This is a genomic window from Cohnella candidum (assembly GCF_003713065.1).
Classification (GTDB): domain Bacteria; phylum Bacillota; class Bacilli; order Paenibacillales; family Paenibacillaceae; genus Cohnella; species Cohnella candidum.
Genome location: NZ_CP033433.1, coordinates 46,000 through 63,137, shown reverse-complemented (window position 1 = coordinate 63,137; position 17,138 = coordinate 46,000). Strand labels below are relative to the sequence as shown.

The window sequence follows — 17,138 nt, the reverse complement described above, 5'->3', positions numbered from 1 at the left end:
CTTTACTGTTGCTATTGTTGGTCCGCCGGGAATACGAGCCCGATCTGCCTTCTCGCTTCGTCCATGATTTCCAGTGTCAGAAGCGATCTTTCATGGGTGTTTGTCGGCGATTCCGAAAGCCCCGCTTCGATCAAACCGACAAACTCACGGATTTCGTAAGCCATCGTATGCTCGCTCTGAGGCTTCGTCAGGTCTTCCGTACTTCCGTCCCGGTAGCGGATCTCCACCTTGTGCGGCTGGCTGATCCCGTGGATCGCCATGCAGCCGTTCTCTCCTTGAATCTCCGAGGGAAGCGAGGAGTCGGTGATTTTGGAATACATAATGACGGCGTCCATGTCCGGGTACTGCAGCAGGATGCTGCCTTCGCCGTCGGCGCCGGATTCCAGCAACACTCCACTCGCTTTGATCGCGTCCGGCTTTCCGAACAGGACGACGAGCGGGTAGATCCCGTACACGCCCAAATCCATCAAGGACCCGTTCGACAGCGAGGGATTGAACGCATTCGGCAGCTCTCCCCGCTTGTACGCGTCGTAGCGCGACGAGTATTGGCAGTAGCTGGCCAAATACCGGCGCACCTTCCCCAGTTTCGGCAGGTTTTCTTGTATCGCTTGGAAGTTCGGAAGCAGCGTCGACTTCATGGCTTCCATGAACACGACTCCGTTCCGTTTCGCCGCTTTCGCCATCGACCGGAATTCCCGGGCGTTCGACGCGGCCGGCTTTTCGCAGAGCACGTGGATTCCGTGATCCATGCAGAGAATGGACTGCTCTGCGTGTAGGAAGTTCGGGCTGGCGATATACACCGCGTCGATGAGGCCGCTGTCCGCCATCTGCCCGATATCCGTAAACGTATGAGCCGCGCCATACTTGGCCGCGAACTCCTTGGCCTTCTCCTCGGTCCGAGAATAAACCGCCGTCAGCTCGAAGCCTTGGACTTCCCGAGCCGCCGCCAGAAAACGATCCGCGATCCAATTGGTTCCGATAATGCCGAATCTCATTCCGAAAGCTCCTTCTCCGAAACTCCCTTATTTCGCCCGCATGCGGTTGTTTCTAGGGTTGTGCTCGACCTCCGCAAGGCCCAGCTCTTCGAGCAGCGGCGGTACGTACATGCCGAAACGGCCGCGGAAACCTTTCTTGAGTCCGTACCAGCCGCCGACCGGATTGTCGGCCGAACGGCCCCAGGCTTCCACCGTTCTTTCTTTGGCCGGCTTCTGCTCATCGGCGCTGCCTAGCTCCATCCAATCGCCGTGTTCCTTCAGCATGGCATGAAGATCGGCAATACAGCGGTAATCGTAATGAAGGACGGTTTTCCCGACGGTGCAAACCAGGATTTCCTTGCCGTCTTTCTCGTCTTTGTACATCTCGTACTCTGAGGTGAGCGGAGGGGTCTTCAATTTCCACGGGTTTTCTTTCGTTCCTTGTGCCGTCATGTCGTGACGTGTCTCCTTCGCTTTATACGCCCGTTCTTTTCTTCTGGTTGTTCGGTTTCTTTTTGATTTGGCTGCGCATCTTCTTCGTCTCGGTGCTGAAATGGTCTTGCTGCGCTTTGGAAGAGGAAGCCGCTTGCTTCTTCTGCTCCAACTTCTTCTTCATCGCCTCGGCGAGGCTGATTTTACGCGGTTCTTGGCCGGATTCCGACATCGGGGTCATCACCTCGGTGCTGATGGTTTTGTGTCCATTATGGACTAAATTCCGGCCGCAATCCAGACAGGATCGACGAAAAAGGCCGTTTGTTGACAGCCGGAACCGCCCCCGTGAATAATGGAGGGATACGAACTCCCGAACGGAAAGGGGCGCGTCCCCATGAGTCTGCAGCTCACGACCCGAACCATTCAATCTCTGTGCGGCCAGCTTTCTTATAACAAAGGCGAAGCGTTCCATCGCGCGCGGAAGGTGGAGTTGACCCGGTACAATTCAATTGGCGGAATCTGCGAAGCGACGGTTAGAGGTCAAAATGAGAGTTTCCACGTTACGGTCCGAGCGGACGCCCACGGCGGCATCCGCGCCGAATGCACGTGTCCGACGCTCGGCTCCTACGACCGTTACTGCCAGCATGTCGCGGCCGTCCTGCTGAGCCTCCGCGACATCGGGCGGGAAACGGGCACTGCACCCGTGCCGGATTCGGGCGGGCAAGCACCGGCCAACGAATACGGCTTGACCGAAAGCCTGCTCGGCCTGTTCGGCAGCAACCCGAAGCCGGTCGCCAGCACCCGTCTAGTCCAAGATTCCCGGCCGCTGCTGGACGTGGAGTTCACGCTGCGCGTCGTGCCTTACGGCTACCGCAAGCAAATGTTCGGCGTGGAATTGAAGACCGGCCCCCAGCGGCTCTACGTCGTGCAGAAAATCCGGGAGTTTCTCGGCCACGTCGACCGCGGGGAAACGTACGCCTTCACCCCCCGTTTCGTATACGAGCCGTCGCGGCACGGCTTTCGTCCCGAGGATGACGCGATCCTCCGGCAGCTGATCCGAATCACCCGCCAAGAGAAGATGTACGCCGACGCCGCTTCCGACCCGCTGGCCGCCCTTGCGCATCGGACGAACGAAGACCGTTTGCTGCCCGTGCCCCCGGTGTTCTGGGAAGCTTTGCTTCCGTTGCTGATCCAAGCCCCGACCGTCCGTCTGGAGCTCGGGGGAACCGTGTCCGAGGAATTCCGGCTTTCCGGCGATCCATTGCCGTTGGAATTCGCGATCGGACCGGCCGGACGCGGCGGTTATCGATTGGACGTCAATGGGCTCGAAGGGCTGACCGTGATGGAGGAATACGGCATCGTCGTACACAGCGGAAAGCTGCTGAAGCTGAAGCCGGATGCGTGCGGCCGATTGTCGGAGCTTCAGCGCATGCTGGACACTTCCGGTACGCGAAGCGTGCCCGTTTCTTCCGGTCAAATCGGGCCGTTCATGGAGAAGGTCGTTCCCGGACTGATGACGCTGGGCAACGTACGGATCGAGCAAGCCGTCGCGGACCGTCTGACGCGGATTCCCCTGAAAGCCAAAATCTATCTTGACCGAGTGAAGGACCGGCTGCTCGCCGGACTGGAATTCCAATACGGGGATATTCTCATCAATCCGCTGGAAACGAATACCCGCAAGCCCGGCGGCGGCAGAATCCTGCTGCGGGACGGAGAGCGGGAGCGGAAGATTCTCGAGCTGTTGGACGGCTGCCCGTTCACGAAAACCGAAAGCGGCTATGTCATGACCGACGAAGACGCGGAATATGACTTCCTGCATCACGTCATTCCCGAGCTGGAGAAGCTGGCGGACATCTATGCGACCTCTGCCGTCAAAACCCGGCTCTTCGTCCCGAACGCGCCTCCCCGCTTGGTACTGGAAGCCGGCGAAAAAACGGACTGGCTGGACTGCAAATTCGAGCTGGAGGGCTTCGCTCCCGCAGAGATCCGCGGGTTGATTTCCGCCCTGGAGGAGAAGCGGAGATTTTACCGTTTGGCGAACGGAGCCCTCATGCCGCTGGAAAGCGGAGCGTTCCGGGAAATGGTCCGCTTCCTCAACGAGACGGGGATCCGCAGCGAGAACGTCATGGGAGCGGAAGCGAGGGTTCCTCTCGTCCGCGCCCTTCATTTGCTGGACTCTTCCGGGAAGCGCGAAGGAATCAAGCTCGGAAAAAACTTCCGCAGGCTTCTGGAAGACATGCGGAATCCGGACAATCTCGAGTTCCCGGTGCCGGACAGCCTGGATGCCGTTCTGAGGGATTACCAGAAGACGGGCTACCAATGGCTGAAAACGCTGGCCCATTACCGGTTCGGCGGCATTTTGGCGGACGACATGGGCCTCGGCAAAACGCTGCAAAGCATCGCCTTCCTCGTCTCCGAATTGCCCGCGATCCGGGACGGGGGCCGGCCGGCGCTGATCGTGTCGCCCGCTTCCCTGCTGTACAATTGGCAGAACGAGCTGCGGAAGTTCGCCCCCGACATTCGGGCGGTCGTCGCGGACGGAAGCAAAACGGAGAGAACCGGCCTGCTCAAAGGGACGATCGAGGCCGATGCGATCATCACGTCCTACCCGTTGCTCCTGAAAGACGCCGAACTGTATGCCGCGCGGGAATTCCACGTCCTCTTTTTGGACGAGGCCCAAGCTTTCAAAAATCCCGACACCTTAACGGCGAAAGCCGTCAAGACCATACGGGCCCAGCATAAGTTCGCGCTGACCGGCACGCCCGTGGAAAACCGGCTGGAGGAGCTTTGGTCGATCTACGACGCCGTGTTCCCGGGGCTTTTCCCGGAACGCAAGGATTTCGCCGAGCTGCCCCGCGAGACGGTGGCGAAGCGGATTCGACCGTTCCTGCTGCGCCGGCTCAAGACCGACGTTCTGACGGAGCTCCCGGAGAAAATCGAAACGCTGCAGCCGTCCGAGCTGCTGCCCGAGCAGAAGAAGCTTTACCTCTCCTATTTGGCAAAGCTCCGGAAGGAAAGCTTGAAGCACTTGGCCAAGGACGACTTCCGGAAAAACCGGATCAAAATATTGGCCGGCCTGACGCGGCTTCGCCAGCTGTGCTGCCACCCGGCTTTGTTCGTGGAAGGGTATGCCGGGTCCTCGTCCAAGTTCGAGCAGCTGCTGGAAATCGTGGAGGAATGCCGCGGCTCCGGCAGGCGGATGCTCGTGTTCTCCCAGTTTACCGAGATGCTGGGCCTCATCCGCCGTGAATTGAGCCGGCAAGGCGTCCCTTACTTCTATTTGGACGGCCAAACCCCGCCCGCCGAACGGATCGAGCTGTGCAACAGCTTTAACGACGGGGAAAAGGACGTGTTCCTCATTTCGCTTAAAGCCGGGGGGACCGGGTTGAACTTGACCGGGGCGGACACGGTCGTCCTGTACGACCTCTGGTGGAATCCCGCCGTGGAGCAGCAGGCGGAAGACCGCGCCCATCGCTTCGGGCAGAAAAGCGTCGTGCAGGTGATCCGTCTCGTTGCGCAGGGCACCGTCGAAGAGAAAATGTACGCGCTGCAGCAGCGGAAAAAGAACCTGATCGAGGAAGTGATCCAGCCCGGGCAAGAGGCCCTGTCTTCCTTGACGGAGCAGGATATCCGCGAGATTCTCATGCTGGAATGAACCAAAACAGCCCCACCCTTCGCCGCATGGGCGATGGATGGGGCTGCTCTTATGTATGCGCAGATTCCGACGCGAGGAAGCGTTCCGCCAGCCCGGCGGCGATCGGCCGGCTGAACCGGTAGCCTTGTCCGATTTTGCACCCGTTCCAGATCAGAAATTTCACTTGGCTTTCGCTTTCGATGCCTTCGGCGATAATGGTGAACCTCATGTGGTTGCCCATGTCGATGATCGTTTTGACCATCGCGCCCTGTTCCGATTGGGAATCGATGTCGTCGATGAAGGCTTTATCGATTTTGAGCGTATCGATCGGCAGATGCTTCAGGTTGCTGAGCGAGGAATATCCCATGCCGAAATCGTCGATGGCGATCCGAAGGCCCAGCTTCTTCAAGCGGTTCAGGATATGCGTCGATCTCTCGATGTTCTGCATGATGCTCTCGGTGATTTCCAGCTCCAGGTGCCGGGGATCGAGTCCCGTTCGCTCCAGGATCTCCGTGACGGTGTCGACGAAGCGGTCGTCCTCCATCTGCCTCACCGAGATGTTCACGGACATCGGAATCGGCTTGAATCCGGCGGCCTGCCATTCCCGGCTTTGCAGGCAGGCTTGTTCCAGCACCCATTTGCCCAGCGGAACGATAAGGCCCGTCTCCTCCGCAAGCGGAATGAATTCGCCGGGCGAGAGCAGGCCGTTTTCCGGATGTTCCCAGCGGACAAGGGCTTCCATGCCGACGGTCCTGCCGGTAGCAAGCTCCACCTGCGGTTGATACACTACCGTAAGTTCCTGCCGCTCCAAAGCTCTTCGCAAGCCGTTCTCGAGCTCCATTTTACGCGAGGAGACGCCCAGCAGTTCCGGCGTGTAAAACTGGAAGTTGTTTTTTCCCCGTGCTTTGGCGTGGTACATGGCGGTATCCGCGGTTTTGATCAGCGTATCTTCGTCGGTACCGTCGAACGGGTATAAGCTGATCCCGATGCTTGGCGTCACGTAATACCGCTGTCCGCCGTATTCCAAGGGTTCGAGGAACTCATCCAGCAGCCTCTGGGAAAGGCGGACCGCCTCTTCTTTGCCGACATTCTCGAGGAAAACGATGAACTCGTCCCCTCCCTGGCGGGAAACGATTCCCGCATCGCGCACGGCGTTTTCCAACCTCTTCGCGACCATCAGCAGGATAACGTCGCCCACCGTGTGTCCCTGCGTATCGTTGATGATTTTGAACCGGTCCAAGTCGATGAAAAGCACCGCGGCCGTCTGGTCGGTTTTGCGGCTCAATGCTTTGTTCATATGCCGCTTGATCATATAGCGGTTGGGGAGTTCCGTTAACGAATCGTAGAAAGCCATGTGCTGGATCGTCTGTTCCGCCTGTTTCCGCTCCGTGATGTCCCTGCCCACGATCTGCCTGGCCAGCCGGCCTTCGAACAGAATGGGCATCGAGGTGATCTCCACGTCGGACGCTCTGCCTTCAGGAGTCTCGAACCGGAACTCCAACCGCTTCAGTTCCCCTTCTTCGCCTGTCGCAATCTCTGCCGCGGCCCTCAGGGCCGACCATACATGCCCGGGCAGCACGGCTTCCACCGGAAGGCCGGAGATCGACTCCGGAGATAAGGCTCCGATAAACCTGCAGCCGGCCGGATTGATGTATTCAAGCCTGCCCTTGCTGACCACCGCGACCAGATCGGGTGACGTTTCCACCAAGCTGCGGTAACGGGCTTCGCTTTCCTTCCGGTCCGTAATGTCGAACAGGACGCTCGTGAAATTCGTCATGCGGCCGTGCTCGTCCAGCACGGGAATGCCCCGATCCTGAATCCACCGTACTTCTCCATCGGGACGCACGATTCTGTACAGTGTGGTGACGGCTTCCCCCAATGCGGTTCTCCGTACCCGGTCTTCGATAAGCGGCAAATCCTCGGGAACGATGACCTTGCGCCAAAGCGTCAGATCCCGGTAAAACGCCTCCGAGGAGTAACCGTACAATTTCTCGATCCCCGGGGTAATGAGCAGCGCATCCGTCGTGAGCTCATGCGACCAGATGGCCACGTCCAGCGTATCGAAAATGTTCTGCAGCTTCTGGCGGTTTTGCGTCAGTTCCTCTTTCGCCTCGTCCATTCTCCTCTGAAGGTAGGCGAGGAAGGCGATCGCCGCCGCAAAAACCGTTGTTTGGAAAGTGAAATCGACGATCCTGCTGAACGACCATAAACTGTATCCGATTTCAATCGCCGCTTCCGCCGCTATGAAAACCAGATAGATCAACAGCCATTTCCGTTTGCTCAATCCGATAAACGATCCCATGGGTGCGCTCTCCTGCTGTTCGATATCGTTCGTTTATTCTAAATAATCCCTATTCTAACACGCCTCCCTGTTCACGCCTACGGATTGATACGTTTCGCATTTTATGGTATAAGAAAAGAGTAAATTAGCACTCTCGAGAACAGAGTGCTAACATCTGAATCCGCAACGTTCGAAAGGAGAATCGCCGCGTGGCTATGAAAGCGTTCAAAGCCGAATCCAAACGACTGCTCGACCTGATGATCCACTCGATCTACACGCAGAAGGAAATTTTCCTGAGAGAGCTCATCTCCAACGCCAGCGACGCCATCGATAAAATCTACTACAGGGCGCTTACCGACGATAAGCTTGTCTTTGATAAGGACAGCTATCACATCAAAATTTCCGCCGACAAAGAGAACCGCCTGCTGACGTTGACCGACACCGGCATCGGCATGACGCAGGAAGATCTCGAGAACAATCTCGGCGTCATCGCCAAAAGCGGTTCTTTCGCGTTCAAACAAGAGAACGAATTGAAAGAGGACCACTCGATCATCGGCCAATTCGGCGTCGGCTTCTACTCCGCGTTCATGGTCGCCGACGTCGTGACGGTGATCAGCCGCGCGCTCGGCAGCGATCAAGCGTACAAGTGGGAATCCCGCGGCGCCGACGGCTACACGATCGAACCGTGCGACAAGGACACCGTCGGTACGCAGATCATTTTGAAAATCAAGGAAAACACGGAAGACGAGCAATACGACGAATTTTTGGAACCGTACCGGCTGAAGGCGATCATCAAGAAATATTCGGACTTCATCCGTTATCCGATCAAGATGGAGCAAGACGGCGAGGAACAGACGGTCAACAGCATGGTGCCGATCTGGCGCAAAAACAAAAACGAGCTGACGCAGGAAGACTACGACAACTTCTACGCGGAGAAGCGTTACGGCTTCGACAAGCCGATCAAGCACATCCACATCCAGGCGGACGGCGCCGCGGTCTACCGCGCGATCCTGTTCATTCCCGAGAAGCCGCCCTTCGATTACTACACCAAGGAATACGAAAAAGGGCTGGAGCTGTACTCGAACGGCGTGCTGATTATGAACAAGTGCGCGGACCTGCTGCCCGACTATTTCGGCTTCGTCAAAGGCATGGTCGACTCCGAAGATCTGTCTCTGAACATCTCCCGGGAGATGCTCCAGCACGACCGGCAGCTCAAGCTCATCGCCAAAAACATCGCCGGCAAAATCAAAAGCCAGCTGCTCAGCTTGCTCAAGGATGAGCGCGAAAAATACGAGCAGTTTTACGAATCGTTCGGCCGCCAGCTCAAATTCGGTGTGTACAGCGATTTCGGCATGAACAAGGAAACGCTGCAGGATCTGCTCCTGTTTTACTCCTCCAAGGAGAAGAAGCGCGTCACCCTCGACGAATACGTCGCGAGAATGCAGGAAGACCAGAAATACATCTACTACGCTTCCGGGGAATCGATCGACCGGATCGAGAAATCGCCGAAAACCGAACTCGTGCTGGATAAAGGCTACGAAGTCCTGTACCTCACGGACGACATCGACGAATTCGCGCTTAAAGTCCTCATGTCTTACAAAGACAAATCGTTCAAGTCGGTGTCCGACAGCGATTTGGGGATCGAAACGGACGCGAAGAACGACGAGGAGACTCCTGAGGAAAGCGGCCAGAAGGAACTGTTCGACGAGATGAAATCGCTGCTCGCGGACAAGGTCAAAGCGGTCAAGGCATCCAAACGCTTGAAGTCCCATCCGGTTTGCCTGTCCACGGAGGGCGAGGTCTCGATCGAGATGGAGAAAATCCTGCAGGCGATGCCGAACAGCCAGGACGTCAAAGCCGACAAGGTGCTCGAGATCAACGTCAACCATGCGGTGTTCCAGTCGCTGAAGGACGCGTACGCGGGCGACAAAGAGAAGCTGGCGCTGTACACGAACCTGCTGTACCATCAGGCGTTGCTCATCGAAGGCCTGCCGATCCAGGACCCCGTGGCGTTCACGAACGATATTTGCAAAGTGATGGTGTAAGAGCGACTCGCCTGTATTTTCGGCCTTCCCAATTGAAATTGATGTAAAAGTACATCTATTTCGAAGCCGGTTAAGGCTTGGAAGTAAAATAGGTGCAAATCTACACCTATTTCTCGGCAAAATGCTCGGTACGAGCCATCACACGACGAAATACCTGCACGATTGCACCTTTGCTCTTCGGATGGGCAGGCTCGGCTAAAATACCTGCACGATTGCAGCAATTTCGGATAACGAGCCGCTAAAACCGTAAGAAAACCCGGCGAGACTGAACTGCACCCCAATTGTTAGACACCATCTAACAATAGGGGTGCAGTTCATTAAGGTCTGCCGGGTTTTGTTTATCTATGGTCAACGGTTGAGGAGCTTATCCTTAACTTTCTGGACTTCCATTTCGTTCTGGAAAATGCGCGCAGCCATGTAATGCTGATCATTATTAATCTCGTCGAGCTTTGAAGAAAGGTCGTCGAAACGTTTGTCCATCTGCTCAAACTTCTTGTCCATCTGTGCGAATCGCTCGTCGATTTGCGCAAAGCGCCGCCCGTTCTCTTCCCGCTCTTCTTCGAAATAAGCCTTCAAGCTGCCGACGGAATGAATCAACTCGGTCAACATATGCTCGATCTGGGTGAGTTTCTGATCGGACATCGCCCACACATCCCATACGAATATTTGTTCCTATTATACGACAAGGCCAAGGCTTGCACAAGATGACAAGATTTTAATTAGAGACGTGCTTCCGAGGAAACTGAATTTCGACGCGCGTTCCCTCTCCGACCTTGGACGATATCCGAATCGTTCCCCCGTGCGCCTCGACGATCCAACGGGCGATCGACAATCCCAGCCCCGTTCCGCCATGCGTACGCGACCTTGCTTTGTCTCCCCGATAGAACCGTTCGAACACGTAAGGGAGGTCCTCCTCCGATATCCCGCTGCCGGTATCCGTTACCCAAATCACAACGGAGTGATGATGGGATAACGCGGCGATCTCGATTCGCCCGGCCGGCGGCGTGTATTTTAACGCATTGTCCAGCAAGATGACGAACAGTTGGCGTAATCGGCTTTCATCCCCCCACAGGACGAGGTGTTTCTCGGCATTCAGGGCGACTTCGATCCCCCGGGTGTCCGCCAGAAAACCGAATTGTTCCGCCACGTCGGACAGCAGCGCATCCAACTCTATGGCTGAGGTTTGGATCTCCAATTGGTTCGAATCGGAACGGGCCAACGTCAGCAGGTCGTCGATCAATTTTCCCATTCGTTTGCTCTCTTTCAGCACGACCGCGATATGGGGGCTCTCCTGCTCGATCGAATGATCAGGATGACCCAGGAGCAATTCCGTTTGCGCCTGAATCACCGCGGTCGGCGTACGCAGCTCGTGCGAGGCGTCGGCCACGAAACGCTGCTGCTTGTCCCATGCCCGCCGAATCGGGACCAAGGCGCGTTCCGCCAAGAACAACCCGGCCAAAACGGATATGACGACCCCCGCCAACAAGACAATGAAGATATCCAGCAATAGCAATCGCAGGGTTGCATCCGCGTCACCCAAGCTTTTGGCGACCGTTACCGCAGCGACACCGGACTCGACTGCGGGGTTGGGATTGGAGACGCTCAGCACGCGATAATGGAATTTGTCGGCCGTCAACGTCCGAATCGTCTTATCGCCTTCGCCGCTCTTCAATTGTTCGGCCGCCCGTTCGTCAAACGACTGCTTCGGGGATTGGCCGACCAGCTTTCCTTGCGCATCCCAGAACAGATAGACCGTTTTTTCGCCTTGCTCCGGCTCCGGATGATCGGATCTCAGCAGCTCGGAAAAGGCGTGCCCCGATTGCAGCCTGTTTTGCGCTTGTTTCAAGGCCTCATCGGTTTCGTGGTACAGCCTTTGCCGCATGTGAAGGTATAGCAAGGAGCCCAGTATGGCGAGCACGAGCAGGAAGACGGCCGCATTCAGCAACGCCAATCGTCGGCGCGTCCTATTGAACATCCGGGTCACCTCTAAACATATAACCGACTCCCCTTACGGTTCGGAGACACGTTTCCGCGCCATGCGATGCAAGTTTCTTCCGCAGCAGATGCACGTAGGCGTCGACCGCGTTGCTGACGGCCTCCGACTCGAACCCCCACACCCGGTCGAAAATCTGTTCGCGCGTCAAGATCCTGTCTTTATGGCAAAGGAAAAATTCCAGCAGTTCGAATTCTTTCGCGGTTAAGTGAAGTTCCGCTTCCCCGCAGTAGGCTGCTCTCGCGGAAGGGGAGAGGCGAATCGGACCGCCGGTCAAATCTCCTTCTTGTCCGATCGTGCCTTGCCGTCTCAGCACCGCCCTGGACCTCGCGAGCAATTCCGATACGGCGAACGGCTTCGTGACGTAATCGTCGGCGCCCGCATCCAATCCGGCCACGCGGTCCGCCAATGCGTCTTTCGCCGTGAGCAGGATAATCGGCGTCATCACGGAACGCGCGCGCAGCCGCTTCACGATCTCGATGCCCGTCATCCCGGGCAGCATCACATCGAGTACGATGAGATCGTGGATCCCCTGCTCCGCCAAATAATAGCCATCGTCGCCGGTCTCCGCGACATCGGTGACGAAAGACTCCCCCTGGAAAATATCCCGGATGATCCGAAGCAAGCTTTCGTCGTCTTCCACCACCAGCACGCGCACCGATTCCCGCCTCCCGCCGATTTTTATCCCCATCTTACCAGAAAGTCCGTTTTTAAAAAATTTTAAGGTTCACCCATTATACTGGGATTCAGATAGAAACGGAGGGATTTCCCGTGGCAAAAATGAGCAAAAAGTGGGTCGTGGCCTGTACGGCGGCACTCGGCGCGATCTATTCGGCGGAATATTTTCTTTCGGAATCCCGGGCGGCCGAGCAAACCTCCGTCACCTTGCCGGCGATCGCATCGCCCCAGTTGGACACTCCCGCGCCAACGCTGGAGCCCGCGGCGTCTCCCGATCCTTCGCCATCGCAGATAGAGGTTCCGTCCTCGGATTCCGGGTCATCTACGGAACCCTCACCTTCTCAGGAGCCGTCGCCTTCCGAGAAACCTGTGCCTTCCCAGAAACCGGCGGCGTCTCCCAAACCATCTCCGTCGACTAAGCCCGTAGAGTCCGCGCAACCTTCGCCATCGAATAAACCTGCGGAGTCACCTAAGCCCTCCCCGTCACCGGAAAGCAGTCCTGCCGGTAAAGTGTACGCGGACGGCAAATTCACCGGCATGGGCAGCAACCGGCGCGGTTCCATTCAAGTGACCGTGACGATCAAAAGCGATAAAATCACCGACGTCGAAATCAGCAATTTCGCGATGCACTATTCGATATCGGACGTGGTCGGCTTGCCGGACGAGGTGTTGCAGTACCAAAGTTCGCAAGTGGATAACGTATCCGGAGCCACCTATAGCGTGCGGGCGTTTGAAGATGCCGTACAGGACGCCTTGGATCAGGCGAAGCTGTCCGCATGAAACAACGAATTCAGAAATCCAAGCTGTTCATGGATACCGTCGTCCACATCGACGTTTTTACGGAAATGGCGGAGGGCGAAGCGGAAGCCCGGATCGACCGGGCGTTTAACGCTTTCCGCATGGTCGAGCAGACCTGCAGCCGGTTCACCCCCGATAGCGAGCTCATGCGGGCATGCAAAGTCGTAGGAGTTCCCGTTCCGGTGAGCCCGTATGTCTATGAACCCCTCAAGTTCGCGCTGGCATTCGCCGAGCAGACCGGCGGCTTATTTGATCCGGCGATCGGCGGAACCATGGAAAAGCTCGGATTTAACCGGCACTATTTATCCGGGAAGCTTATCGATAGCCCCTCGGCGGACTCCGTATCCTATCGGGACGTCGTGTTGGACGACCAAGAACGGACGTTGCGCTTGCGCAAGCCGCTCGTCATCGACCTCGGCGCGGTGGCCAAAGGCTTCGCGATCGACCTGGCCGCGGGGGAGCTGAAGCCCTTCGAACGGTTTGCGGTCAACGCGGGCGGCGATCTCTTCGCGGGAGGATCGGACGATCTCCGGAATGTTTGGAAAATCGGGATCCGGCATCCTCATCACGAAGACCGGATCGTCGAAACGGTGGAAGTATCGAACGAAGCGGTCTGCACGTCGGGAAGTTACGAACGGGTGAGCCCCGTGCGAAAGGGCGTCCATCATATCGTCGATCCCCGTACCGGAACCTCGGCGGGCGACTGGACCAGTTGCAGCGTGATAGCGCCGTACGCCATGATGGCGGATGCCTTCTCGACCGCGGCGTTCCTGCTGGGTACGGGCGAAGGGGAAGCTTTTCTCGAACGAGCGGGATTAAAGGGAGTATTGGTGACGCCTGAGCTGACTGTCATGAAAATCGGAGGAATCTGAATGAAATTTCGACAATGGGTGAAAACGCCGAAGGCCCTCGTCCTCGTCGTCTTGACTGTTTATCTTGCCATCGCTGCCTTGGGGTCGCATGCATTTGCGGCAGGCATGAAGCATGGCGCGATTGCGGTGGGATCGGCGTTAGCCGTTGACATTATCTGCTGCCTCTTCGAGCGAAGAAAAAGAATCCTGCCGGACGGCGCGTTCATCACGGGATTAATCGTTGCGCTGGTGCTCGGCTTTACTTCTGCCTGGTATATCGTTGCGGCAACCTCTACCCTGGCGATCTTGCCCAAACATTTGCTGGTCCGCAAGAAAAAGCCCATCTTCAATCCGGCTGCCGCCGGTTTGCTGCTATCCGTCCTGCTCTTTCAATCCCAGCAAAGCTGGTGGGGAGCGTTCGGGGACCTTTCTCCATGGTATCTGGCGCTCATCTTCATCGGAGGTTACTTCGTCACGCATCGGATCAACAAATTTCCGCTCGTATTTTCGTTTCTCGGAACGTACCTGATTCTGCTTTACGTGCTTGGCATGGGCGTCATTCCGGCCGGTACGGGCTTTCTGGATGCGGCAGGCGTTTCCGACGCGCTTCAACCGCCGTTTATCAACGCAGCCTTGTTTTTCGCGCTGATCATGCTGACGGATCCGCCGACTTCGCCGAATAAAAATGTCGACCAAATCGTGTTCGGCTTCCTCACGGCGGCGGTGTCCGCAGGCGTTTACGCTTATTTCGGCGGATTGATGTACCTGTTTATCGGCCTGCTCGCCGGGAACGTCTATCATCTTCTGCGGAGCATGTCCACGCAAAACGCCAGGCAGGCTAAGCCAGCTGCTGGATCGCGGACAGCGCCAAACCGACGATAAAGCCGCAGATCGCGCCGTTGACGCGAATCCACTGCAGGTCCTTGCCGATTTTGTCTTCCAGCATGCGGACGAGGGAGGCGTCGTCCATCTGATCGACGTTCTCCTTAACCAGCTGGCCGATGCGGTAATGATTGGCCTCCACGAAATCGATGGCGTAGGTCCGTACCCGGTGTTCGATCGTTTCCATCGTTTCCGGATCCCGGCTCAGGCTCCGAGCGATCGTCCGATACGCCGAGAACACCATTGGCCCCCCGCTTGCCCGGTTGCCCTCAAGCTTGTCCACCAAGGCATCGCGCAATTCCTCCAGCCGCGCTTGCAAGAAGCTCGCGCCTTCCGGCCCTTCCGCCAAATCGGCGGCCCATAGCTTCAAGCGCTCCAGCCTTTCCTCGTCTTCCGCAAGGCCGAACAGCCGGACGCGGATTTCCTGCACGATCTGCCCGCGATTGGCATCCTCCGGGTCCAACAGATCCCGACCGGCGGACAACAGCATGTCCTGCAGCATTTGCCCCAGCTTGTCCTCGCTCATGAATCCCGCGAACGCCTGGATCGCGAAGCCGGTGAACCCCGAAGCTTTCACCTCGGAAATTTTGCCGATCGCAAGCTTGCCCAGCATCAGCCTCGTTTCCGGACGTCCGACCCAATCCAGCGCTCCCCGGATCGCGTAATCGAATGCCTTCTCCTCGTATCCCGACTGGATCAGCTTCGTGACGGCGGATTCCGCGGCAGCCTTTGCGTCCATTCGCCGGATGAACGCGGCCAGAGCGACTTGGACATGAGGCACCGCACGCTCAACTTGCAGCTTCCGCAGCAGTCCGATCGCGAACTCCAGCACATCGATCCGTACGGACCGTTTTCTCAGCATGCCCGTCAGGAAAGAACCGGCTCCCCGAAGAATCGGAAGCTTCCGGAGCTTGTTTTCGATGCTTTGTTTGTTCAGCAGCTCGTTTTCGAGCGCGGATACGAGCGACTGGACGATCCGGTCCTTGTTCCGGAGAAGAAGCGAAGTATGGGGAATCGGGATACCGAACGGATGGCGGAACAACGCAGTGACCGCGAACCAATCGGCCACGCCGCCCACGAGTCCCGCTTCGAATCCTCCCCTCAGCAGCTGCACCCAAGCGCTCTCGGGAAGAAACAACGTCACGATAAAGCCGCAAGCCATCAGAGCCAACGACGCCCCGGCCAAATATCTGGATTTCATGCACAGCCCCCTAACCGGAAGGAACCGCATCGGACGGCCCCGGTCACTTTATCCTTCCATGATAAGGAATGGCGGCGGCAACGGCAACTTTCCGGCCGAGTATGCTTCCGTCAAACGCGAAAACCCCCTCCCCGGAATGAAGTGCACCCCTTATAGTGGACATTGGAAAAACACCCTGGTGTTAAACCGATGAAAACTATAGGGGGTGCTTTTCGTCATGGCGAAGAAGGGGCAAAAATTTGTTACGTATAGCTTCGAAACGAAGAAGAAAGCAATTGAAATGCGACTTCAAGGAATGACAAAACAGAAAGTGGCAGAGGTACTCGGAATCGAGGATATTACTCGACTAAAAGTATGGATGAGACGCTACAAGCAGATGGGCGAGTACGGGCTTATGGATCACCGTGGGAAACGGAAAGAGTATGTCGATGAAGATCGCTATGTACGGCGTTTGGAGATGGAGAATGCCGTCCTAAAAAAGTGGTTGGCCATTACGAAGGCGGAGGTGTACCAGAGAAGTATAGGCTCGTCTACGAGCTCCGTGAAAGCTTTAGCGTCGCAGAGCTCTGTAAAGAAGTCGGCGTTTCCCGAAGCGGATACTACGCATATGTAAAGCGGATGGATGTGGATAAGGATAAAGCAGCAAAGCAGTTAGTTCGTGCCACCTTTGAGCGATACAAAGGGATTTACGGCTACCGGCAAGTTCAGCTTTTCCTGCACCAGGATCACGGTATCTGGATCAATCACAAGAAAGTACTGCGGTTAATGCAAGGGATGGGACTTCGCTCCAAAATTCGCCGCAAGTACCGTCCGTACAGCCGGACTTGGAACATAGGCGACCGAGTAGCAAGAAACATCTTAGATCGCCAATTCCGGGCAGATGCACCGAACCAAAAATGGGTCACCGATATTACGCAGTATGGAGTTGGAGATTCCTGGCTGTACCTCTCCGCCATAAAAGACTTATGCCAGAACGAAATCGTCGCTCACCATATAAGTGAGAGTAATGACACGGAACTTGTATTGCAGACATTCGCAAAGGCATTCGAAACGGAGAAGGACGTGACCGGTCTGATCGTTCACAGCGATCAGGGAACCCAGTACACGTCCTACAAGTACCACGACATGCTGCCAAAGGTTGGCGCCCAAATCAGCATGTCTCGCCGAGGCAATTGTTATGACAATGCCTCCATGGAGAGCTTCTTCTCGCATTTGAAAGCGGAAGGGCTCTACCCCTATGATATTCGAACCTTTGAAGAAGCACAAAGGCGAATTGATGAGTACATCCACTTTTACAATCATTGTCGACCGCAAAGAAAATTGAACAAGCTGACTCCGGTTCAATACCGGCGCCAGCTTGTCGGGTAGG

14 protein-coding genes and 1 pseudogene are annotated in these 17,138 nt (G+C 56.6%); 7 read left to right on the top strand and 8 right to left on the bottom strand.

Features of this window, described 5'->3' with window-relative positions; all coding sequences use genetic code 11:
- Positions 1–11 precede the first annotated feature (11 nt).
- The 3 genes from EAV92_RS00230 to EAV92_RS00220 are packed head-to-tail and all read right to left on the bottom strand — an operon-like array spanning position 12 to position 1,638.
- Entirely contained in the window at positions 12–995 is a 984-nt protein-coding gene (locus tag EAV92_RS00230) for a Gfo/Idh/MocA family protein (RefSeq protein ID WP_123039236.1), read from the bottom strand.
- Positions 996–1,022: 27 nt separating this feature from the next.
- A complete protein-coding gene (locus tag EAV92_RS00225; protein WP_123039235.1) occupies positions 1,023–1,427 on the bottom strand; it encodes a DUF6855 family protein in 405 nt (134 codons plus the stop codon).
- A 22-nt stretch (positions 1,428–1,449) separates the two neighbouring features.
- Positions 1,450–1,638: a hypothetical protein gene (locus tag EAV92_RS00220; protein WP_123039234.1), complete on the bottom strand. Its 189-nt coding sequence runs from the start codon at positions 1,636–1,638 to the stop codon at positions 1,450–1,452.
- A gap of 162 nt (positions 1,639–1,800) precedes the next feature.
- Between EAV92_RS00220 and EAV92_RS00215 the strand changes: the two genes are divergently transcribed.
- Entirely contained in the window at positions 1,801–5,061 is a 3,261-nt protein-coding gene (locus tag EAV92_RS00215; RefSeq protein WP_123039233.1) for a DEAD/DEAH box helicase, read from the top strand.
- 49 nt (positions 5,062–5,110) lie between these two features.
- Here EAV92_RS00215 and EAV92_RS00210 read toward each other — a convergent pair whose 3' ends face one another.
- Positions 5,111–7,342: a sensor domain-containing protein gene (locus EAV92_RS00210; RefSeq protein WP_123039232.1), complete on the bottom strand. Its 2,232-nt coding sequence runs from the start codon at positions 7,340–7,342 to the stop codon at positions 5,111–5,113.
- Between the two features lie 188 nt (positions 7,343–7,530).
- Between EAV92_RS00210 and htpG the strand changes: the two genes are divergently transcribed.
- Positions 7,531–9,366, top strand: coding sequence for a molecular chaperone HtpG (gene htpG / locus EAV92_RS00205; protein ID WP_123039231.1), 1,836 nt, complete (start codon positions 7,531–7,533; stop codon positions 9,364–9,366).
- A 348-nt stretch (positions 9,367–9,714) separates the two neighbouring features.
- On the opposite strand, the gene EAV92_RS00200 is transcribed toward htpG, so the two are convergent.
- The 3 genes from EAV92_RS00200 to EAV92_RS00190 all read right to left on the bottom strand — a co-directional run bounded on the left by EAV92_RS00200 (position 9,715) and on the right by EAV92_RS00190 (position 12,017).
- Positions 9,715–10,008: a hypothetical protein gene (locus tag EAV92_RS00200; protein WP_123039230.1), complete on the bottom strand. Its 294-nt coding sequence runs from the start codon at positions 10,006–10,008 to the stop codon at positions 9,715–9,717.
- 73 nt (positions 10,009–10,081) lie between these two features.
- Positions 10,082–11,317, bottom strand: coding sequence for a sensor histidine kinase (locus EAV92_RS00195; RefSeq protein WP_164472567.1), 1,236 nt, complete (start codon positions 11,315–11,317; stop codon positions 10,082–10,084).
- A gap of 13 nt (positions 11,318–11,330) precedes the next feature.
- Positions 11,331–12,017, bottom strand: a complete 687-nt coding sequence (locus EAV92_RS00190; protein ID WP_123039228.1) for a response regulator transcription factor — start codon at positions 12,015–12,017, stop codon at positions 11,331–11,333.
- Positions 12,018–12,139: 122 nt separating this feature from the next.
- Here EAV92_RS00190 and EAV92_RS24780 point away from each other — a divergent pair, with 122 nt between their 5' ends.
- The 3 genes from EAV92_RS24780 to EAV92_RS00175 are packed head-to-tail and all read left to right on the top strand — an operon-like array spanning position 12,140 to position 14,568.
- Positions 12,140–12,817, top strand: coding sequence for an FMN-binding protein (locus tag EAV92_RS24780; protein WP_241158596.1), 678 nt, complete (start codon positions 12,140–12,142; stop codon positions 12,815–12,817).
- Positions 12,814–13,707 carry an FAD:protein FMN transferase gene (locus EAV92_RS00180; RefSeq protein WP_123039227.1) on the top strand — a complete coding sequence of 298 codons (894 nt, stop codon included), beginning with the start codon at positions 12,814–12,816 and terminating at the stop codon, positions 13,705–13,707. The genes EAV92_RS24780 and EAV92_RS00180 overlap by 4 nt, the downstream gene beginning before the upstream one ends.
- Positions 13,708–14,568, top strand: a complete 861-nt coding sequence (locus EAV92_RS00175) for an RnfABCDGE type electron transport complex subunit D (RefSeq protein WP_123039226.1) — start codon at positions 13,708–13,710, stop codon at positions 14,566–14,568.
- Here the strand turns inward: EAV92_RS00175 and EAV92_RS00170 are convergent.
- A complete protein-coding gene (locus EAV92_RS00170; protein ID WP_123039225.1) occupies positions 14,525–15,769 on the bottom strand; it encodes a DUF445 domain-containing protein in 1,245 nt (414 codons plus the stop codon). The genes EAV92_RS00175 and EAV92_RS00170 overlap by 44 nt on opposite strands.
- 217 nt (positions 15,770–15,986) lie before the next feature.
- Between EAV92_RS00170 and EAV92_RS25165 the strand changes: the two genes are divergently transcribed.
- Positions 15,987–16,382 carry a helix-turn-helix domain-containing protein gene (locus EAV92_RS25165; protein WP_123039224.1) on the top strand — a complete coding sequence of 132 codons (396 nt, stop codon included), beginning with the start codon at positions 15,987–15,989 and terminating at the stop codon, positions 16,380–16,382.
- A pseudogene (locus tag EAV92_RS00160) lies at positions 16,337–17,137 on the top strand (IS3 family transposase); the annotation flags it as partial. The gene EAV92_RS25165 and the pseudogene EAV92_RS00160, both read left to right, overlap by 46 nt.
- Position 17,138: the final 1 nt, after the last annotated feature.

Coding starts and splice junctions, on each gene's coding strand:
- EAV92_RS00230 (WP_123039236.1), bottom strand. CDS start 995: ATGAGATTCGGCATTATCGGAACCAATTGGATCGCGGATCGTTTTCTG.
- EAV92_RS00225 (WP_123039235.1), bottom strand. CDS start 1,427: ATGACGGCACAAGGAACGAAAGAAAACCCGTGGAAATTGAAGACCCCT.
- EAV92_RS00220 (WP_123039234.1), bottom strand. CDS start 1,638: ATGTCGGAATCCGGCCAAGAACCGCGTAAAATCAGCCTCGCCGAGGCG.
- EAV92_RS00215 (WP_123039233.1), top strand. CDS start 1,801: ATGAGTCTGCAGCTCACGACCCGAACCATTCAATCTCTGTGCGGCCAG.
- EAV92_RS00210 (WP_123039232.1), bottom strand. CDS start 7,342: ATGGGATCGTTTATCGGATTGAGCAAACGGAAATGGCTGTTGATCTAT.
- EAV92_RS00200 (WP_123039230.1), bottom strand. CDS start 10,008: ATGTCCGATCAGAAACTCACCCAGATCGAGCATATGTTGACCGAGTTG.
- EAV92_RS24780 (WP_241158596.1), top strand. CDS start 12,140: ATGAGCAAAAAGTGGGTCGTGGCCTGTACGGCGGCACTCGGCGCGATC.
- EAV92_RS00180 (WP_123039227.1), top strand. CDS start 12,814: ATGAAACAACGAATTCAGAAATCCAAGCTGTTCATGGATACCGTCGTC.
- EAV92_RS00175 (WP_123039226.1), top strand. CDS start 13,708: ATGAAATTTCGACAATGGGTGAAAACGCCGAAGGCCCTCGTCCTCGTC.
- EAV92_RS00170 (WP_123039225.1), bottom strand. CDS start 15,769: ATGAAATCCAGATATTTGGCCGGGGCGTCGTTGGCTCTGATGGCTTGC.
- EAV92_RS25165 (WP_123039224.1), top strand. CDS start 15,987: ATGGCGAAGAAGGGGCAAAAATTTGTTACGTATAGCTTCGAAACGAAG.